Below are 19,032 nucleotides of genomic sequence, written 5' to 3'. Positions count from 1 at the left end.
GGTGGGGACCTAGTTGAAGAGGTTTACGGCCAGCACTCCGGCCAGGGAGATCAGGGTGATCAGGGCGGTGGAGAGCAGGCCGACGGCCAAGCCCGACCAGCCGGTGCGGAGCAGGGCACGGAGCCGGACCGAGGCACCCATACCGAACAACGCGGCGGTGAACAGCACCGTCTGGGCCGTCTTGAGCGGCGCCAGCAGATCGTCCGGCACCAGGTGCAGGCTGCGCAGCGCCATCATCGCGAGAAAGCCACCGACGAAGAGCGGGACCAATGGCGGCTTCTTGCTGCCCGCCGCCTGCGCGGTCCGCCGCCGCCAGAAACTGATCCCGGCGATGAGCGGGGCGAGCAGCACCACGCGGGTCAGCTTGACCACGACCGCGGTGGCGAGCGCCGCCGAACCGACCACCTCCGCGGTCGCCACCACCTGCGCCACCTCGTGCACGCTGGCACCGGCCCAGATGCCGACGCTCTCCTCCGGCAGGTTCAGGAAGGTCTGCGCGAAGGGCAGCGCGACCATGGCGAGGCAGCCGTACAGGGTGACCAGGGAGATCGCCGTCATGACGTCCTCCTCGTCACTGTCGGTGACCCCGTCCACCGCCGCTACCGCGGCCGCGCCGCAGATGGAGAAGCCGGTGGCGACCAGCAGGGTGCGATCGCGGCTGAGCCCCAACCGCCGGCCGAACCATTGCGTGCTGAAGAAGGTGACGATCACCGTCACGAGCACCAGCAGCAGCACCGGAAGACCCAGCTTGAGGACGTCCGGGACGGCGAGTTGCACACCGAGCAGCACGATCCCGACCCGCAGCAGCCGCCGGGCGGCGAACGCCAGCCCGGGGGCGAGCGTGACGGTGGAGATCCCGCAGTTGCCCAGGATGGCGCCGAGCGCCAGCGCGGCCATGAGCGGGCTCACCGCGCCGAACGCGAGGTTGATCGCCATCGCGCCGGCGACGCCGACCACGACCACAACCAGTCCCGGGAGCAGCGATGAACTGCCGGTGCGACGCACCGACGGAGCGGATTGGATCATGCTGGCGACACTGCCCGAAACCGGGGTCCCCCGGTAGCCGCCGGTGGCACATCAGCTCATACGGTCAGTGCATGAGCGACCGGGCCGTCCGCCACCCGCCGCACCCGGGATCCAGCACAGTCAGTCTCGGCTCACCCGGCGGTCGCGATCGCCGCGATGGCGGCGTGTGGCCGATGGGTGCCTTCGCTGGGCCGCCGCAGGCGCTCGACTTCCGTGAAGCCGGCCCGCCGCAGGCGCTCGGAGAACTCGTCAACGGGCCAGCGATAGGCGGTCACGACCTTGTGGTCGAAGGCGGCGACCTCGTCACCGTCGAAGAGACCGAGCACCAGCGCTCCGGCCGGGGCCATCACGCGCCGGAACTCGGCGAGCACGCCGTCGAGGTCCCGCGGCGGTAGATGGATCAACGAGTACCAGGCGAGAATGCCGGCGACGGAGCGGTCGGCGACGGCAAGCTCTTCGATCGACCCGAGGTGATACCTGCCGCTCGGGTGGGTTGCCTGCGCATGGGCGACGAACTCGGGGACCATGTCGATTCCCGTTGCGCTGACGCCCAGCGAGCGAAGGTAGTCGGTGATATGGCCGGGCCCACAGCCCAGATCGAGCACCGTGCCGGGTCGGCCCGCCAGATGCCGCCCGATGAAGGCGAGGTCGTCGGCGTGTACCTGCTGCCTTGTACCGAACAGCTCGATGTAGAGTTCCGCGACGGACGCATATGCCCGCCGGACCCGCTCCATGTCCACCGCGCGACTGTATGGGCTCTCGGATCGTCTGAGCGGGCCGGGGCCGGCCCGCTCAGACGGGCAGCGGGTCGCCGGTCTCCAGCAGCGTCTTCAGGCTGGCGATGACGTTGGGCCAGCCGCCGCTGACCATCTCCGCGATGGTGCTGCCGGGAGCGAACCCGTCGTGCACCACGGTCAGCTTGACCACGCCGTCGCCGGTCGGCTCGATGTCGAAGGTGACGGTGGACCGGGGCTCGGCCGCGATGGTGGCGAGGAACCCGGCATCCCAGCCGAACCGCTCGGCCAGCTCCGGGGTGAAGCTGTGCCAGGTGTAGGCCAGGCGGCGGAACGGGTCGGACTCGACCACCACCTGCTCCGGGTCGGTCAGCACGACGCCGTGGTTGTCCCAGGTCATCGGGGAGCCGGCGGTCCACTCGGTGGTGAAGGTCGTGTCCCAGTAGCGCTTGGTGAAGGCGGGCTCGGTCAGCGCCTGCCACAGCCGCTCGGGCGTGGTGCCGATGTAGGTGACGTACACGAAGCGGGGCTGGTCCATCGGGGTTTCCTCCAGGGCGGTCTTGAGGTCCGCGAGCACGCGGACCCGGTCACGGTCGTACTGGCTGATCCACCGATCGGCGATCGCGTTGACCGGCGCGGCGTTGAGGTAGTGCAGCTTCTCCCGGCCGCGGCGCACGGTGACGACCAGTCCGGCCTCCTCCAGCACCGCCAGGTGCTTGCTGACCGACTGGCGGGCCATGTCGAGTCCGGCGCACAGTTCGCGCAGGGTCTGCCCGGACCGCTTGTTCAGGCTGTCGAGCAGCCGCCGGCGGCTCGGGTCGGCCAGCGCCCGGAACACCTCGTCCATCACCGTCACGTCCATCTTCCACGATACGCAGCCGTTCGGCTGCCTTTACGATAGGCAGCCGAACGGCTGCATGTCAACGATTCATGACCATGGGAAAGATGCGGCTGCCCCGACAGCCAGATCTCTCCCCTGACCATGGGGCCGAGCGGCACGGAACGCGCCGTGCCGGTCCAGCGGCGACCGGGCGCGACCAGGCGCCACCCGCACGACCGTGCGTCACCGTCCCGTACCGCACCACCGGGGTTGACAGACCCTGGTGATGAGTTGTCGCGCCCGCACCCGTCATACCTCCGACGGGACACACGACGAGGCGGAAGGATGACGTGATGCGTGCGGACACACCGCTGGAGGAGTTGGGCGTGAGCGGTCTGGGCGAGGTCGACGAGCGGGCGTTCTCGGGACTGGCGGAGCGGCACCGGCGGGAGCTGCACGTGCACTGCTACCGGATGCTCGGGTCGTTCGAGGACGCCGAGGACACCGTGCAGGAGACGTTCCTCCGTGCCTGGCGGCGGCGGGAGACCTTCGAGGGGCGGTCGACGTTCCGGGCGTGGCTCTACCGGATCGCCACCAACGCCTGCCTGGACCTGCTCGCCAAGGTCCGCCCGGAGCAGGCGACCGGCGGCGAGGTGCTGTGGCTGCAACCCTACCCGGACCGGCTGCTCGACGAGCTGCCCGCGGGCGACGGGGACGAGCCGGAGACCGTCGCCCTCGCGCGGGAGACGATCGAGCTGGCGTACCTGGTCGCGGTCCAGCACCTCGCGCCGCGCCCGCGGGCCGTGCTGATCCTGCGGGACGTGCTCGGCTGGCCGGCGAAGGACGTCGCGGAACTGCTCGGGGACTCCGTCAACTCCGTGAACAGCGCACTGCAGCGGGCCCGCGCCGGCATGCGGGAGCACCTGCCCGCCGAGCGGCAGGACTGGACCGGCGGCGAGGAGGACGCCGGGACCCGAGAGCTGGTACGGCGTTTCACCGACGCCAGCGTGGCCACGGACGTCGACCGGCTCGCCGCGATGCTGCGCGACGACGTCCGGTGCTCGATGCCGCCGACACCGGGCCTGTACGTCGGCCGCGACGCGGTGGTGGCCAACTGGGTCGACGACGGCTTCGAGGGCATGACGGGGCTGCGCGCCGTCCCCACCGCGGTGAACCGGCAGCCCGCCATCGCCTTCTACCACTGGCGCGAGCGGGAGCGCGCGTACCTGCCGCTGACGATCGACGTCCTGCGCGTCACCGGCGGGGCGATCACCGAGATCACCATCTTCCACGACGACCAGTTCCCGCGGCTCGGGCTGCCGGAGCGCCTGCCGGCGGACGGCACGGAGTAGTAGTCCCGGTGCGGACGCTCACGCTGCGCGCCGGCGCGCGTGTCGGGGTGGTCGCGGCCGAGTGGCGCGACGCGTTCGGCGTCGTCACCCGCGGGCGGGTGCAGCTCGAGCTGCGCGACGGCGGGCCCGGGCCGGTCCTCGGACGCGACGCCGGGTTCTGGCTCCGCGGCACCGGCGTCCGCGCCCTGCGCAACCCCGGCCGTCGCACTGCGACGGTGCGCATCGTCACTCCAGGCCAGGACCGTCACACGACCGAACGGAGCAACGACATGAACAGCATGCGTGACACCGGGGGCGGCGCAGGCCCGGCATCGGGCCGGACCAGCCGCACCCACCGACTCCGCGGGCTCGCCGGCACCGGCTTCATCGCCACGCTCGCGGCGATGGTGGCCACCACCCTCGCCGCCGCGCTTGCCCGGGCCGTTGGCGTCGACTTCGAGATCCCCGATGGTGGCGAGACGATCCCGTTGCCCGGGTTCGCCGTGGTGACCGGCTTCTTCTCGGTCGTGGGCATCGTCATCGCCGTCGCTCTCCTGCGTTGGAGCGCCCGCCCCGCCGAGCGATTCGTGTGGACGGCGGTGTCGCTGACCGCGATCTCGTTGATCCCGCCCCTGCTCTCCGGGGCGAGCACCGCCACCACCACCGCCCTCCTCGGGCTTCACCTCGTCCCTGCGGCGGTGATGATCCCCGTCCTGGCGCGGAACCTCCGCACCCGGTCCGGTTGACGACCCCGCGAGGGCGTGCGGCAGGTTCCTTTCTTGGCCGGCGTCAGGCTCAAGCCGGCGGGGCCGGGAGCGCCGTTTGTGACGTGGAAGGCTGAGCCTGCGCCGCCATGGCGCCAGACGCTACCGAGCTGGTCCGGGCTGACCGGCCGGTTCGCATGACCCAGGTCACATCCGGTCGAGTGCGCCGAATGATCAGGAGAGGACCGATCTGTCGCGGCATCGGTATCGTAACGCGGCGTCTACGTCCACAGATCGCGCAGAGGAGATGTCGTGACCGCAACCGTCGATCCGGTGCCGGACCTCGCCCCGGACCCGATCGCCGCCCGGTACGCCGACCGGCCGGGACGGGTGCACCTGACCGGCATTCAGGCACTCGCCCGGCTTCCTCTGGACCAGGCCCGGCGCGACCGCACCGCCGGGCATCGGGTGGGCACCTACATCAGCGGGTACGAGGGCTCGCCACTGGCGGGCTACGACCTCGAGCTCGGCCGCCAGGCCCGCCTCCTCGACGAGCACGACGTGGTCTTCGAGCCCGGACTCAACGAGGAGCTGGCCGCGACCGCGGTGCAGGGAAGCCAGCTCATCCACGAGCTGCCCACGCGCGTCGACGGCGTGGTCGGCTACTGGTACGGCAAGGCGCCGGGCCTGGACCGGGCCACCGACGCGCTCCGGCACGCGAACCTGATGGGCACCGACCCGAACGGCGGCGCGGTGGCGCTGGTCGGGGACGACCCGGCGGCGAAGTCGTCGAGCGTGCCGTGCGCATCGGAGCGGGCCCTGGCCGACCTGGCGATGCCGACGTTCTACCCGGCCGACCCCGGCGAGATCCTCACCCTCGGCGCGCACGCGGTGGCGATGTCCCGGGCCGCCGGCCTGTGGACCGCGCTCAAGATCGTGACCGCGGTCGCGGACGGCTCCGGCGTGGTCGACCTCGGCGCCGACCCGGTGACGCCGGTACTGCCGCCCGGCTCCGGCAAGCACGTCCCGTCCGCCCGGCTGCTGCCGCCGGGGCTCGGCCCGCTTGAGCGCGACTTCGTCACTGTGCGGATGCGCTTGGCCGAGGAGTACGCGGTCGCCAACGACCTCAACCCGGTCACCCACCGGCACGCCGGCGACCGGATCGGCCTGGTCGCGCCGGGCAAGACCTACCGCGACCTGCTCCAGGCACTGGCCGCGCTGGGCCTTGACGAGCTGGCGCTCGCCGCCGCCGGCATCCGGATCCTCCAGGTACGGCTGGTCTGGCCGCTGCCGGCCGAGACGGTGCGCGCGTTCGCCGAGGGCCTCGACGAGATCGTGGTGATCGAGGAGAAGCGCTCGTTCCTCGAGGCCGCGATCCGCGAGGCCCTCTACGGCAGCCCGTCCGCGCCGCTGATCACGGGCAAGACCGACGAGGACGGGCGCGAGCTCTTCCCGTCGTACGGCGAGCTGGACGCCGACCTGGTCACCCTCGGCCTGGCCCGGCGGCTGGCGACGCACGGCGTCCCCGGCGCGGCCGGCTGGCTGCGCGCCCGGGACGAGCGGCTCAGCTCGCAGCGGCGCCGACTGCCGATGGTGCGGCGCACCCCGTTCTTCTGCTCGGGCTGCCCGCACAACACCTCCGCGCGCGGTCGCGGCGACTCGCCCGTCGGCGCCGGTATCGGCTGCCACGCGATGGTGCTGCTGATGGAAGAGGAGCAGGTCGGCCACGTGCTCGGCCTGACCCAGATGGGCGGCGAGGGCGCCCAATGGCTCGGCATGGCGCCGTTCGTGGAGCCCGGACACCTGGTGCAGAACCTCGGTGACGGCACCTTCCACCACTCGGGGAGCCTGGCCATCCGGGCCGCGATCGCCTCCGGGCGCAACATCACCTTCCGGGTGCTCTACAACTCCACCGTCGCGATGACCGGCGGCCAGCACGCGGTCGGGCAGCTCCCCATCCCGCGGCTGGTGGCGCTGCTCAAGGCCGAGGGCGTGGCCCGGGTGGTGGTCACCACCGACGACGTGCGCCGGACCAGGCGGCTCGGCCTGCCGCGCGACGTCCGGGTGCTGGGACGCGACCGGATCGCCGAGGCCGAGCGGATCCTCGCCGCGACGCCGGGCACCACGGTGCTGCTGCACGACCAGGAGTGCGCCACCGAACTGCGCCGCAAGCGCAAGCGCGGCAAGGCGCCCCGGCCGCAGCAAGCGGTCTTCATCAACGAGCGGATCTGCGAGGGCTGCGGCGACTGCGGCCAGAAGTCGAACTGCCTCTCGTTGCACCCGGTGGAGACCGAGTTCGGCACCAAGACCGCGGTGCACCAGAGCTCCTGCAACACCGACCTGTCCTGCCTGGCCGGCGACTGCCCGGCGTTCATGACGGTGACGCCGGGGCAGGGACGCCCGCCGGCCGGGCACCGGGACACCCTCGGCGAGCACGACCTGCCCGAGCCGGTCACCGTCCCGGGCACCGCCACCCGCGGCATCCGGCTGATGGGCATCGGCGGCAACGGCATCGTCACCACCAGCCAGGTGCTCGCCACCGCGGCGTACCTGGCGGGCCACTCGGTGAGCACCCTCGACCAGACCGGCCTCGCCCAGAAGGGCGGCGCGGTCGTCTCCGACATCCGGATCGCGCCGGAGCCGATCACCGCGGGCAACAAGCTCGGCGAGGGCGAGTGCGACCTGTTCCTCGGCTGTGACCTGCTGGTCGCCGTCGAGCCGCCCAACCTGGCCGTGCTCGGCCCGGGCACCTCCGCGATCGTGTCCACCTCGGCGGTGCCGACCGGCCGGATGGCGACCGACCGCAGCGTCGCGTTTCCCGACGTCGCCGAGACCGTCGGCGCGATCGCCGAGCGGGTGGCGCCGGGCGCGCTGACCACCCTCGACGCGCGCGCGTACGCCGAGGCGCTCTTCGGCGGCGAGCAGTACGCGAACCTGCTGCTCATCGGCATCGCCCACCAGCGTGGCGAGCTCGGCCTGAGCGCCGCGGTCGTCGAGGAGGCGATCCGGCTCAACGGGGTCGCCGTCGAGGCCAACGTGCAGGCGTTCCGCCGCGGCCGGCAGTTGGTCGTCGACCCGGCCGCCGTCGACCGGCTGGTCGGCCGCCGGGCGCCCGCGCCAACGCCGGAGCCGAGCACCACGGTCCGGGCGGTCCCGGGCTCGGAGCTGGCGCGGACCGTCGCGCTGCGCCGCGCGGAGCTGGTCCGCTACCAGGACGCCCGCTACGCCCGCCGGTACGAGGACCTGGTCGAGCTGACCCGCCGGGCCGAGGATCGGCTGGGCACCGGCGGCGAGCTGACCGCCGCGGTCGCCGAGCACGCGTTCACGCTGATGGCGTACAAGGACGAGTACGAGGTCGCCCGGCTGGCCCTCGACGCCGAGATCGGCGCCGCGGTCGAGGAGGCGTTCGGCACCGGGGCCCGGGCCTCGTGGATGCTGCACCCGCCGTCGCTGCGGGCGCTCGGCGTCCGGCGCAAGCTGCGCTTCGGCCCGCACTCGCGCCCGGTGCTGCGCGTCCTGAGCGGGATGAAGCGGCTGCGCGGCACCGGCCTGGACCCGTTCGGGCGGGCCGAGGTGCGCGTCGTCGAGCGCCGGCTGGTCGCCGACTACCTCGCGGACATCGAGCGGCTCGTCACCACGCTCACCCCGGCGTCGTACGACGTGGTCGCCGAGCTGGCCGCGCTGCCCGGGATCGTCCGCGGCTTCGAGGACGTCAAGCTCCGCGCTGTCACCACGTACGACGAGCGCCGCCGGGAACTGCTCGCGCGTCTCCGACAGCCGTCACCGGCGGTGGCCCCGGAGTAGTGCCACGCCGCCACGCTCACCCGCGGGCCCCGGTCAGCCGTCAGCGCGGTTTGGCTCGGCGGTCTCGACGGAGTGGCCGTGCGGCAGTTCGTCGAAGATCAGCACCGTCTGCGTGGAGAGCACGTCCGGCATGCCCTGCAGACGCGTCAGGACCAGGTCGCGCAGCGCGATGGTGTCGCGGGCACGCACCAGCAGGACGATGTCGTTGTCGCCGGACACCAGTGCGCCGTGCTCCACCTCGGGGATGTCGAGCACGCGTTGCCGCACGACCTTCCACGAGTGTTGGCTGATCTTGAGGTACACGTAGGCCGAAACGCCGTACCCGCGGCGGTACGGATCCACGATCGCCCGGTATCCGGTGATCACGCCGGTGCGATGCAGGCGCTCCACTCGGGTGTACACGTTCGCTCGCGAGATGTGCAGGCGCTCGGCGAGCGCGCGCATGGACAGCCGCCCGTCGGCGCGCAGCGCGTCGACGATCCGCTCGTCGGTCTCGTCGAGCGCGACCATTCGTCCATCGAAAGGCGTTTGTGGGGGCCCCAGAGCAGCCATGCGGACAGAGATTAGCCGCTGGCGAGCCATCTGTCTTCAGTTACGCACAACGGCTGGACATATGGCCTGGTCAGGTCGACACTCATGGTCACTTCTGCCGCGGAAGGAGGCCTCGTGAGTCCATTGGCGCCCGAAAGTCGTGCCCGGCCGATCCGAGCCCGGACGACTCGGCAGGGACGTGGTCACCACACCGATCACGCCGCGTTGCTGCCGAGCGCTCATCCGCTGGCATTGATCGATGCCGACGGCGTCCCCACCGGACAAACCGATCTCGCCCTCCCCGGGTCCGACATCCTGCTGGACCTCTATCGGGGCATGGTGCTGGGCCGCCGGTTCGACACGCAGGCGACCGCCCTGACCAAACAGGGCCGGCTGGCGGTGTACCCCTCCTCGCGCGGGCAGGAGGCGTGCGAGGTCGGCGCCGTGCTGGCGATGCGCGAGCAGGACTGGCTCTTCCCGACCTACCGGGACTCGGTCGCCCTGGTGACGCGCTCGGTGGATCCGGTCGAGGTCCTCACGCTCCTGCGCGGCGACTGGCACTGCGGCTACGACCCGTACCTGCACCGCGTCGCGCCGCAGTGCACGCCGCTGGCCACCAACACGCTGCACGCCGTCGGCCTGGCGCACGCCGCCCGGGTGAAGGGCGAGGACACGGTCGCGCTGGTGTTCCTGGGCGACGGCGCGACGAGCGAGGGCGACGTGCACGAGGCCCTGAACTTCGCCGCGGTATGGAAGACCCCGGTGGTCTTCTTCATACAGAACAACGGGTATGCCATCAGCGTTCCGCTGGCCAAGCAGACCGCCGCGCCGTCGTTGGCGCACAAGGGAATCGGCTACGGAGTTCCGTCCCTGCGGATCGACGGGAACGACGCCGCCGCGGTGTACGCCACCGTGCGCGCGGCCATCGACGCCGCCGCCGGCAGCGGTCCCGTGCTGATCGAGGCTCTCACGTATCGCGTCGAAGCGCACACCAACGCCGACGACGCGACCCGCTACCGCGACAGCGAGGAGGTGCGGGTGTGGCTCGCTCGTGACCCGATCATCCGCCTCGAACGCTATCTGCGCACCGCCGGCGTCATCGACGACGCGACGGTGACCGATCTCAACGAGACGTCGGAGCGCCGGGCCGCGGCGTTGCGCGAGCGGATGAACGCGGACGCGCCGACGGATCCGGGTGAACTGTTCGACCACGTCTACGCCGAGCCCACCGCGGCGCTGGCCGCGCAGCGCGCCGCGGTGCTGGCCGAACTGGAACTGTCGGCGGAACACGCATGACGGGCACGTCGGCCCCCGCGGCCAGCGTCGAGGTCACCATGGCGCGGGCCCTCAACCAGGCGCTGGCCGACGCGCTGGCGGACGACGACCGGGTGCTGGTCTTCGGCGAGGACGTCGGCACGCTCGGCGGCGTCTTCCGCATCACCGACGGACTGGCCGAGCGGTTCGGTGAGCGGCGGGTGTTCGACACGCCGCTCGCCGAGTCGGGCATCGTCGGTACCGCGATCGGGATGGCCATGAACGGCCTCGTTCCGGTCGTCGAGATGCAGTTCGACGCGTTCGCGTACCCCGCCTTCGAGCAGATGATCAGCCATCTGGCGAAGCTGCGGAACCGGACCCGGGGGCGGATCGCGCTGCCCGTGGTCGTGCGGATCCCCTACGGTGGCGGCATCGGCGGCGTGGAGCACCACTGCGACTCGTCCGAGGTCTACTACACCCACACTCCGGGACTGCGGGTCGTGACACCGGGAACCCCGGCCGACGCCTATCGCCTGTTGCGGCAGTCGATCGACTGCCCGGACCCGGTGATCTTCCTGGAGCCCAAGCGACGGTACTGGTCGAAAGAGACCACGGCGCTGCGAACCGGTGGACCGCGGCTCGACCAGGCGGTGATCCGCCGCCCCGGCAAGGACGTGACGCTCATCAGCTACGGCGGCCTGGTCGGCACGGCGCTGGAGGCGGCGGAGGTGGCGGTCGACGAAGGCTGGGACATCGAGGTCGTCGACCTGCGCAGCCTGTCCCCGTTCGACGACGCGACCGTGACCGCATCCGTGCGCCGGACCGGCCGAGCCGTCGTCATCCACGAGGCATCGGGCTTCTGCGGCTATGGCGCCGAGGTGGCCGCCCGCCTGATGGAACAGTGCTTCCACCACCTGGAGGCACCCGTCCTGCGCGTCGCCGGATACGACATCCCCTATCCCCCGCCCCGGCTCGAGGAGCACCACCTTCCGGGCGTCGACCGCATCCTCGACGCCGTCAGCCGACTGCAGTGGGGCGACGATGCCTGAGTTCCGGCTGCCAGACCTCGGCGAAGGCCTCGGCGAGGCGGAGATCGTGGCCTGGCACGTCCAGGTCGGTGACAGCGTCGTGGTGGACCAGAACGTCGTCGAGGTGGAGACGGCCAAGGCCGCCGTGGAGGTACCGATCCCGTTCGCGGGCGTCGTCTCGACGCTGCACGCCGAGCCGGGTGACGTGGTCGCCGTCGGCGCGCCGCTGATCACGGTGACCGCGGCCGGGTCCGGCGGAGGCCGGGAGGGCTTCCGTGAACCCGGCATCGTGACGGCCCGGGATCCCGGCGAAGCCAGTGGCAACGTCCTCATCGGGTACGGAACGCCGGCCTCCTCGCCGGGCCGCCGACGTGGAGGACGCGGGCCGGCGCGAACGGGCAACCCGGCGCTCGTCGCGGCACCGCAGCCCGCCGGCGCCCATGGATCTGGACCGGTCCGGGTCATCAACCCGATCGTGCGCAAGCTCGCTCGTGACGCCGGGCTCGATCTGGCCGCGATCCGCGGAACCGGGTCGGGCGGCCTCGTGCGGCGTCGAGACGTCGAACTCGCGCTGACAGCCCGCGCCGGCGCGGACAGCCACGTTCCTGAGGCCGTGGCGCGTGAGGCCGTGGCGCCGGGCGAGGGTGAGCGACGCATCCCCATTCGAGGCCTGCGTAAGGCGACCGCCGACAAGCTCAGCCGGTCCCGCCGGGAAATTCCCGAGGCCACCGTATGGGTCGACGTCGACGTCACCGAGTTGCTGACCGCGCGTTCCCGGCTGAACGCCGGTGACCCGCGGCGGCCCGTCGGTGTGCTCGCGCTGCTCGCGCGGTTCACGGTGCTGGCACTGCGACGCTTCCCGGAGCTCAACGGGCGGATCGAGGGCGACGAGTTGGTACTGCCGGCGGCCGTGCACCTCGGCTTCGCCGCGCAGACCGACAGAGGTCTGATCGTTCCCGTGGTCCACGACGCGCACCGGATGAGCACCCGCGACCTCGCCGCGGCCGTCGCGGACCGCACCGCCGCCGCCCGGGCCGGCCTGCTCGCCCCCGCGGGGCTCACCGGCGGGACCTTCACCGTCAACAACTATGGCGTGTTCGGCGTCGACGGCTCCGCGGCCATCATCAACCATCCCGAGGTCGGAATCCTGGGCATGGGGCGCATCATCGACAAGCCGTGGGTCGTCGACGGTGCGCTGGCGGTGCGCAAGGTGAGTCAGCTCACGCTCGCCTTCGACCATCGTGCGTGTGATGGCGGCACCGCCGGCGGCTTCCTCCGATACGTCGCGGACTGCGTCGAAGCCCCGATCACCGCCCTCGGCGACCTCTGACGCCGCGGGCCGGGTCATGCCGGGCGCGCGTGACCGGGCCCGGCCAACGGCTGCGGGTCGCGGCTACGGGATCGGGAGGACCGTGTCCGGGGTGGGCAGCAGCGCCCAGACCTTGCAGTCCGCGTAGCCGTAGCCGGGGCGGTACTCCTTGATCGCGGCGTCGAGCCGGCCGGTGACGTCCTTCGTGAAGCCTTTCGAGAACTGGTCCATCCAGTAGATCTTCGGGGTGCCGCCGTCGGCGTTGTCGACCGCGAGGATCACCGAGTGGTAGGCGCCGGAGACGGAGAGGCCGAAGAAGTACCAGCCGGGATAGTCGGCGCTGACCAGGTTGAGCACCGTCTTCTCGACGGTCGGGACCCAGGCGCCGCGGCGCTGGTCGAAGCGGACCTGGTTGACCGAGCCGGCCAGGCCCCGGGAGCGGAGGGTCTCCATGATGCGGTCGCAGGTGTTGGTGTCCTGCTTCGTCTCCCGCAGCACCCGGGCCGCGTCGGTCTGGACCTGCTGCTTCACGTCGGCCGAGGTCTGCGGGGTGTAGAGCGACTCCAGTCCCTTGTAGACGGCCGTCATGCAGCCGCCACCGGGCAGCGGCCGGACCTCCTTGCGGTACTTCTCGGCGACCGCCGGCGCGGTGGCGGGCTTGAAGACACGGCGCAGGTACGCCAGGTCGGCCTGGTTGTCGAGCAGCTCCGTCTCGACCGTGGCGAGGAGCGTCGTCAGCCCCGGGTCGCCGGACGTCCCCAGCAGGGCCCGCAGTCGCAGCGCGTACGTGCCGAGCCGGGCGACGTTCTCGTCGAGCGCCCGGCCGAGCGCGGTCTCGTGGGCGTGGACCTCGTCGCGCAGCCCCTCACGCTCCGCCGGCGCGGCAGCCCGCAGCCGCTGCCGCAGTTGCCGGAGCCGGGCGCGCAGGAAGATGATCCGCTGCTTGGTGACGTCCGGCTCGGCGGCGAGCTGACTCTTCCAGGCGAGTTCCTCCTCGAGTACGGGCACGTCGGGGCCGGAGGTCCTGGTGGCCTCCTCCCGGGCGCGGGCGGTCGCCAGCCGGAACTGCAGCTCGGGCAGCTCCTGGGCGACGTCCTCGCGCCGGGGCGCCGCCGGCACGTCCGGCGACCGCTGTGCGCGGGGCCCGGCACGGCGGCCGGCCGCCGGCGGTTCGGGGCGCCGTCCGGCCGCGACCTGCGCGGCGGCCCGATGGGCGTACGCCTCGTCGGCGTCATCGACCGGCGCGGCCCGGACCCCGTCCGGGCCCGTCCACTGATCCGTCCGATGTGGACCTTCGGTGCGCTGCTGGACCACGTGGGCCAGCTCGTGGGTGATCAGCCGCCGGCCCTCGGCGGTGCGCGGCGCGTACCGGCCGGGGGCGAACACGATGTCCTCCCCCACCGTGTACGCGGCGGACCGGCCGGTGTCCGGGCCCGTGTGCACCCGCACGGTGGAGAAGTCCTGACCGAACCGGTCGCCGAGCTCCCGCGCGGTCATCGGGTCCAGCGGCTCGCCGGTGATCCGGTCGGGGACGGCCTCGTACTCGTACGACATCATGGACTCCTCACGGGTTCCTCTTGAGCCACGCCTCACGGGCGATCCAGGGGCCGGTGGCGAAGCGGACGGCCTGCACCGGCTGGTCGTGGTCGAACAGCGCCTGGAGCATCGCCGTCTCGGTCGCCCGGTTGCCGGCCGGGCGGACGAACTCGAGGAAGATGACGTCGTCGACGTGGCCGGCGTTGTGCCGCAGCGACTTGTAGTCCTCCGCGGCGTCCTTGGCGTACTGCTTGGCCCGCTCCACCGCGTAGCCGTAGACGTCGGTCCGCCCGGCGGGCGCGGTGATGAGGTCGGACTTCTGCTCGACCCACCGGGTGTAGGCGGGTGAGCCGTCCGGCCGCAGGCCCGGTTTCATCGGCGCGCCGTTGCCGGCGGACAGCGAATAGTCCAGGATGGAGTGCCCCTTCACCGGGTGCTTGATCTGGACCTTCCCGGCCTGCTGGCGGTCGACCGGGATGAACAGCAGTTCGCTGAGCGCCCCGCGCCAGTTGTTGACCCACTGGACCTTGAACGAGTACCGCCGCAGCATCACCTCGAACCGGTCGAGCATGAGCAGCCGCTCGGCGTGGTCGAACCGCTGGTAGTCCGCCGGTCGCCGGCGGACGTCGTCGATGCGGGCCAGCACCTCGGCGTAGGCGCGGACCTCGTCGGCCGTGCCACGGAACGGCAGCTTCGAGGCGAGGTTCTTCGGGTCCTCGGCGTGGTCCTTGACCCACGTCTGGGCGTCGGCGACCCGCGCGTCGATGGCCGCCTGGTCCAGCCGCAGCTCCGGGTGCAGGGGCAGTGGTGGCGGCGGCGGTCCCTTCCCGACGACGGTGAGCTTGGCCGCCGGCCCGGCGGCGGCCTCGATCTGGCCGGCGAGGGCGAGCACCTCCGGCCCGGTCCGCCCGGGCAGCATCGCGACGAAGCCGTTGACCAGCTTGCTGTCGGACCGCATGGCGTTGAAGCGGTCGACCCCGCCGGCCGACTCCAGGAAGGTCAGCAGCTCCGGGTGCGCGACGGTCTGCTCCACCCACGTGGTCTGGTAGACCGGGAACCGGTCGTGGGCGACGACGGTCAGGAACCGGCCGATGTCGGCCGGGTCGAGGCCACGGAGCAGCTCGGCGACGGTGAGCTGGCCGCGCGGCGCCGGCCCGCCGGTGGTGAGCCGATGGAGGCCCTTCGCCACCTGCTGATCGCCGGCCAGCGTGTTGAGCTGCACCGCGATCGCCGCGAGGTCCTTGAGGTATCCCCGGGTGGGCTTCTCGATCGCGCGGGGCAGGGCCGCCGGGCCGAGGTATGCCTCCAGCAGCACCGCCTCGTGCGCGGTCACCTGGCTGAGCAGTTTGTCGTGGAGGTCGGGGCGCAGCGCGGCGGCCAGTGCCGCCGGGGTGACATGGTCCTTGAGCACCCACGTCTCCTTGCCGCCGATCACCTCCTTGGCGAGGCGCTTGGGCGGGGCGGTGCTGTCGGCGCGCTGGTGCAGCGTGTATCCGCCGCCGGGCGCCGGCTCGTAGTAGTGGCCGGGCGCGCCGGCGAGGGACGGGTAGCCGGCCGCGATCGCCGCGTCGTGATGGGAGCCCTCGGCGGCGACGAACCCCGCACCCCGCTCCAGGTCCCAGCGGTCCAGGGTGGACCGGTGGCGGTCGAGCTGCGCACGCAGGTACTCCAGGTCGGCCCGCGCGCGGTCGACGACGTCCGGGGCGGCGCTCAGGGCGAGCGTCCGCACGCGGTACTCGATGATCGCCGGGAGTTTGCGAACCTCCAGCATCGCCTCCCAGGCCAGGGAGCCGGGCGGTGGTGCGGCCTTGCCCGGCGCGACGAGGTTGGTCACCCGGTCGGCCAGCACCCGCGCGAGGCCGGAGATCCCCTGGTACCGCAGCATCAGCCGCGCGGTCTCGGCGTGCAGCGCGACCTGGGACGGGCCGGCCGACGGGCCGGCCAGGATGTGGACGCTGGCGACGAGGCCCAGCCGGTCCAGGGTGTAGTGCACGCGGACGGTGTCGCCGTGCAGCCCCGAGTCGCGCAGGACGTCGACGTCGAGGCCGGGCGGCAGCTCGGCCCGCAGTTCCGGCGCGGGCACCGGCAGGCGCGGCTCCGGTGGCGGCTTCGGCCCGGGTGCGGCCGGCGCGGTGGCCTCGCCCGGCTTCGGTACCGGCGCGGCCGGCGTCGCGGCGTCGCCCGGCTTCGGTACGGGCGCGTCCGGCGCCGCCGGGTGGGTCGGCAGGTCCGTCGGCGGATGGCCGGCCGGCCACAGGTGGCTGGCCACCGGCACCGCGCCCGCCTGGAGGAACTGCAGGAGCGCGACCAGCCGCCGCTCCTGGTCGACGCGCGGGTCGAGGCTCCCGCTCGGGGTGGTGAACGCCTGCCAGGTCTGGTAGGTCAGCACCACGTAGCCGCCCTCGTCGAGCAGCCGCGCGCCGATCCGGCCGGCGCGGCTGAAGATGATCTGGCTGCGGGTGGCGAACTGCCCCGCGGGCCTGATCCGGCCGATCCCGAGCGAGGCGATGTTCAGCAGGTCGCTGACCGCCTGGGCGTCGAGGCTGAGGTTGCCGTAGGCGGAACGGTCGAAGATCCGGTAGGCGCTGGTCGCGGCGCCGACGACGCCGAGCGGGGCGAGGATCGCGAGGGACGCCCCGCCGGTGAACGGCACGGCGATGAGCGCGGCGATCGTCGCCACGTTGGCGGTGTCGTCGACGGTCTCGACGAGCTGGTCGGTGAACCCGATCTGCAGCCGCATCGGGTTGGGCACGTCGACCTGGTAGCCGTCGTAGGGCTTGGGCGGCCGGTAGTTGAGGTAGCCGCGGCCGCGGCCGAGGTTGCGCCGCAGGTCCGCCAGTGCGGCGGCCCACGCCTCGGGCAGGGTGGCGCCGCTGCCGGAGGCGGTGCGCCCCTCGGCGGCGGTGACGTCGGCGATCTCGACGATCGGCGAGCGGGTGACGTACGTGCGGGTCGTGACGGTGAACAGCAGGTCCGTCGGCGAACCGGTCGCGTCGTCGACGAGGACGGCGTCCATCGGGGTCACGGTGGTCCAGGCGTCGCCCTTGGCCGCGTCGAGCCGGCCGAGCTGCCCGGTGAGCCGCTCGACCTCGGCCTTCTGGGCGGCGATCGCCCGCTCCTCCTGCGGGTCGCCCTTGGCGTTCGTGGCGGCCCGCTGCTCCAGCTCGGCGAGCTTGCGGACGGCCTCGTCGCGGTCGACCTTGCGGTCGGCGCGCGGGTCACCGGCCGCGTCGGCCTTCGCCCGCAGGTACGCGAGGCGCAGCTCGGCCTGCGGAAGCTGCTCGCCGAGCAGCTTCACCTCCTCCGGCGGGGTGGCCGGGTCGGCGAGGCGCGCCCGCGCGGTGCCGATGCGCAGCTCCAGCTTGTCGGCCTCGTCGGTGAACATGTCGCGCTGCCGCTGCTGGCTCGGCATCGCGTTGCGGGCGAGGGCGTCGAGGTCGCGGACCTCCACGAACGTGCCGACGACGGAGGTGGCCCGGGTGGTCTGCGGCGTGTCGCCGGGCTGCGGGGTGGCCAGCCCGCGCACCAGGTACAGCCCCTCCTGGCGGAACGGGATGTCGATGATGTCGTCGACGCTCGGCATGCCCGCGCCGGGCAGCAGCGCCCGGATGACGGTCAGCGCGATCTCACCGGCGACGGCGAGGGTGAGCCGGGACTCGTACAGCATCTCGGCGCCGAGCTGCCGGACGGCCCGTTCGACGTAGCCCTGTTCCTCGGGGTGTTCGCCGAGAAGGACCTGGCGGTCCTCCTCGGCGTGGCGGACGCGCCGTTCGAACCCGGCGCGGACGCCGTCGATCCTCTCGACGTCGCGGGTGGCGGCGGCCTCCGCCCGGTAGGCGGCGATGAGCGCGGCGAGCCTGTCCTGTGCCTTGGCGTCCGGGTGTAGCTGCACGACCTCCCAGCGGAACGTGACCGGCTGCAGGATGTTGGTGACCGCGTCGAGGGTGTTGCGGGTGCCGGTGGTCTTGTCGAGGTGCATGAGAAAACTGCCGGTGCTGTTCGTCGCGGTGACGAGCGGGGTGAGCGGTTGCAGGTCCGCCGGGTACTCGGGCAGCCCGGCGGCGAGCGTCGGGTTGCGGGGCTTGAAGATCTCCGGGACGTCGGCGTTGTCCGGTGGCGGTGGCGCGGCGGCCTGGCCCGACGGCAGGCCGGGGAACACGGTGACGAGGTCGGTGTGGCCGGCGACGACCCGCACGATGGTGGCCAGGTCGTCCGGGCTGAACGCGGCGTTGAGATCGCCGCTGCTGGCCCCGACGACGAGGTCGCTGGCGAAGTACAGCCGGCCGTCGGGGCGGCGCACGAGCGGGTGCAACTGCAAGCCGGCGCCGGGGACCTGGATGGCGATGGCGGCCGAGCCGATCTCGGCCTTGCCGGGGATGAGCCGCAGGCGGGGGGTGAGCGGCTTGTCGGGCCAGCCGAACACCTGCGCGGTGCGCCCGTCGACGAGCAGGACGGCGACCCGGTCGATGCCGGGGACGCCGCCGAGGATGCGTCGCAGGTCGAGCAGAACCTCGGCGGTGGTGTTGCCGACCGCGGCGACCGGCACGGGTCCGTTGCCGGCCGGCGACTTGGCCAGCACCTGGGCGCCGGCGCCCCGGGGCTGCTGGGTCCGCACGGCGGTGCCGCCGCGTGGTCGCTTCGCCGCGGCGGGCTTGGCCGGCGCGCGGGCCGGCTCGGTGGTCAGCTCGCCGGGCACGCGGTGCTCCGCGGTCGCCGAGCTGACCACCGAGCCGACCCGCATGGACGAAGCGGTCGCCGAGCGGACGCCCGGCATGGATGAAGCCGCGCCCTTGCGGACGCGGCTTCACCGCTGTTGCCACGGCGTAGGGAATCGAACCCTTCAGACAAACGCAGCCGACGATGACGACGGACGACGCCTAGATCAAGCCCGAACGCAACCACGCGGAACCGTGTGCGTCGTTGACGGTACGCCATCGCCGGCCCGTTCGGGAGTG

12 protein-coding genes are annotated in these 19,032 nt (G+C 72.6%); 6 read left to right on the top strand and 6 right to left on the bottom strand.

Annotated features, from left to right (window positions below):
• Window positions 1-9 precede the first annotated feature (9 nt).
• The 3 genes from Drose_RS13750 to Drose_RS13740 form a co-directional block, all read right to left on the bottom strand.
• Window positions 10-1,026 carry a YeiH family protein gene (locus tag Drose_RS13750; protein WP_260728574.1) on the bottom strand — a complete coding sequence of 339 codons (1,017 nt, stop codon included), beginning with the start codon at window positions 1,024-1,026 and terminating at the stop codon, window positions 10-12.
• A gap of 131 nt (window positions 1,027-1,157) precedes the next feature.
• Window positions 1,158-1,766, bottom strand: a complete 609-nt coding sequence (locus Drose_RS13745) for a class I SAM-dependent methyltransferase (protein ID WP_260728573.1) — start codon at window positions 1,764-1,766, stop codon at window positions 1,158-1,160.
• 52 nt (window positions 1,767-1,818) lie between these two features.
• A complete protein-coding gene (locus Drose_RS13740; RefSeq protein ID WP_260728572.1) occupies window positions 1,819-2,622 on the bottom strand; it encodes an ArsR/SmtB family transcription factor in 804 nt (267 codons plus the stop codon).
• A 311-nt stretch (window positions 2,623-2,933) separates the two neighbouring features.
• On the opposite strand from Drose_RS13740, the gene Drose_RS13735 reads away from it, so the two are divergent.
• The 3 genes from Drose_RS13735 to Drose_RS13725 all read left to right on the top strand — a co-directional run bounded on the left by Drose_RS13735 (window position 2,934) and on the right by Drose_RS13725 (window position 8,419).
• Complete coding sequence (locus Drose_RS13735) at window positions 2,934-3,932, top strand: RNA polymerase subunit sigma-70 (protein ID WP_260728571.1); 999 nt, start codon at window positions 2,934-2,936, stop codon at window positions 3,930-3,932.
• Between the two features lie 8 nt (window positions 3,933-3,940).
• A complete protein-coding gene (locus Drose_RS13730) occupies window positions 3,941-4,657 on the top strand; it encodes a DUF6069 family protein (RefSeq protein ID WP_260728570.1) in 717 nt (238 codons plus the stop codon).
• A 270-nt stretch (window positions 4,658-4,927) separates the two neighbouring features.
• The gene (locus Drose_RS13725) at window positions 4,928-8,419 is read left to right on the top strand and encodes an indolepyruvate ferredoxin oxidoreductase family protein (protein WP_260728569.1); all 3,492 of its coding nucleotides are present in this window, start codon (window positions 4,928-4,930) and stop codon (window positions 8,417-8,419) included.
• Between the two features lie 33 nt (window positions 8,420-8,452).
• On the opposite strand, the gene Drose_RS13720 is transcribed toward Drose_RS13725, so the two are convergent.
• Window positions 8,453-8,929 carry an Lrp/AsnC family transcriptional regulator gene (locus Drose_RS13720; protein WP_260728568.1) on the bottom strand — a complete coding sequence of 159 codons (477 nt, stop codon included), beginning with the start codon at window positions 8,927-8,929 and terminating at the stop codon, window positions 8,453-8,455.
• Window positions 8,930-9,055: 126 nt separating this feature from the next.
• On the opposite strand from Drose_RS13720, the gene pdhA reads away from it, so the two are divergent.
• From pdhA to Drose_RS13705, 3 genes are read left to right on the top strand one after another with little or no spacing between them, the layout of a single operon-like run.
• On the top strand, window positions 9,056-10,246 hold the full coding sequence (pdhA, locus tag Drose_RS13715; RefSeq protein ID WP_260728567.1) for a pyruvate dehydrogenase (acetyl-transferring) E1 component subunit alpha: 1,191 nt from the start codon (window positions 9,056-9,058) through the stop codon (window positions 10,244-10,246).
• Complete coding sequence (locus tag Drose_RS13710; RefSeq protein WP_260728566.1) at window positions 10,243-11,253, top strand: alpha-ketoacid dehydrogenase subunit beta; 1,011 nt, start codon at window positions 10,243-10,245, stop codon at window positions 11,251-11,253. Before pdhA ends, Drose_RS13710 begins: the two co-directional genes overlap by 4 nt.
• A complete protein-coding gene (locus tag Drose_RS13705) occupies window positions 11,246-12,562 on the top strand; it encodes a dihydrolipoamide acetyltransferase family protein (RefSeq protein ID WP_260728565.1) in 1,317 nt (438 codons plus the stop codon). The genes Drose_RS13710 and Drose_RS13705 overlap by 8 nt, the downstream gene beginning before the upstream one ends.
• A gap of 63 nt (window positions 12,563-12,625) precedes the next feature.
• Here Drose_RS13705 and Drose_RS13700 read toward each other — a convergent pair whose 3' ends face one another.
• Both Drose_RS13700 and Drose_RS13695 read right to left on the bottom strand, forming a co-directional pair.
• Window positions 12,626-14,098: an eCIS core domain-containing protein gene (locus Drose_RS13700; protein WP_260728564.1), complete on the bottom strand. Its 1,473-nt coding sequence runs from the start codon at window positions 14,096-14,098 to the stop codon at window positions 12,626-12,628.
• A 7-nt stretch (window positions 14,099-14,105) separates the two neighbouring features.
• Window positions 14,106-18,818: a hypothetical protein gene (locus Drose_RS13695; RefSeq protein ID WP_260728563.1), complete on the bottom strand. Its 4,713-nt coding sequence runs from the start codon at window positions 18,816-18,818 to the stop codon at window positions 14,106-14,108.
• Window positions 18,819-19,032 lie beyond the last annotated feature (214 nt).

It is taken from the genome of Dactylosporangium roseum, assembly GCF_025264685.1.
GTDB classification, from domain to species: Bacteria; Actinomycetota; Actinomycetes; order Mycobacteriales; family Micromonosporaceae; genus Dactylosporangium; species Dactylosporangium roseum.
This window is presented reverse-complemented; position numbering and strand designations above follow the sequence as displayed.

Coding starts and splice junctions, on each gene's coding strand:
- Drose_RS13750 (WP_260728574.1), bottom strand. CDS start 1,026: ATGATCCAATCCGCTCCGTCGGTGCGTCGCACCGGCAGTTCATCGCTG.
- Drose_RS13740 (WP_260728572.1), bottom strand. CDS start 2,622: ATGGACGTGACGGTGATGGACGAGGTGTTCCGGGCGCTGGCCGACCCG.
- Drose_RS13735 (WP_260728571.1), top strand. CDS start 2,934: ATGCGTGCGGACACACCGCTGGAGGAGTTGGGCGTGAGCGGTCTGGGC.
- Drose_RS13720 (WP_260728568.1), bottom strand. CDS start 8,929: ATGGTCGCGCTCGACGAGACCGACGAGCGGATCGTCGACGCGCTGCGC.
- pdhA (WP_260728567.1), top strand. CDS start 9,056: ATGGTCACTTCTGCCGCGGAAGGAGGCCTCGTGAGTCCATTGGCGCCC.
- Drose_RS13710 (WP_260728566.1), top strand. CDS start 10,243: ATGACGGGCACGTCGGCCCCCGCGGCCAGCGTCGAGGTCACCATGGCG.
- Drose_RS13705 (WP_260728565.1), top strand. CDS start 11,246: ATGCCTGAGTTCCGGCTGCCAGACCTCGGCGAAGGCCTCGGCGAGGCG.
- Drose_RS13700 (WP_260728564.1), bottom strand. CDS start 14,098: ATGATGTCGTACGAGTACGAGGCCGTCCCCGACCGGATCACCGGCGAG.
- Drose_RS13695 (WP_260728563.1), bottom strand. CDS start 18,818: ATGCGGGTCGGCTCGGTGGTCAGCTCGGCGACCGCGGAGCACCGCGTG.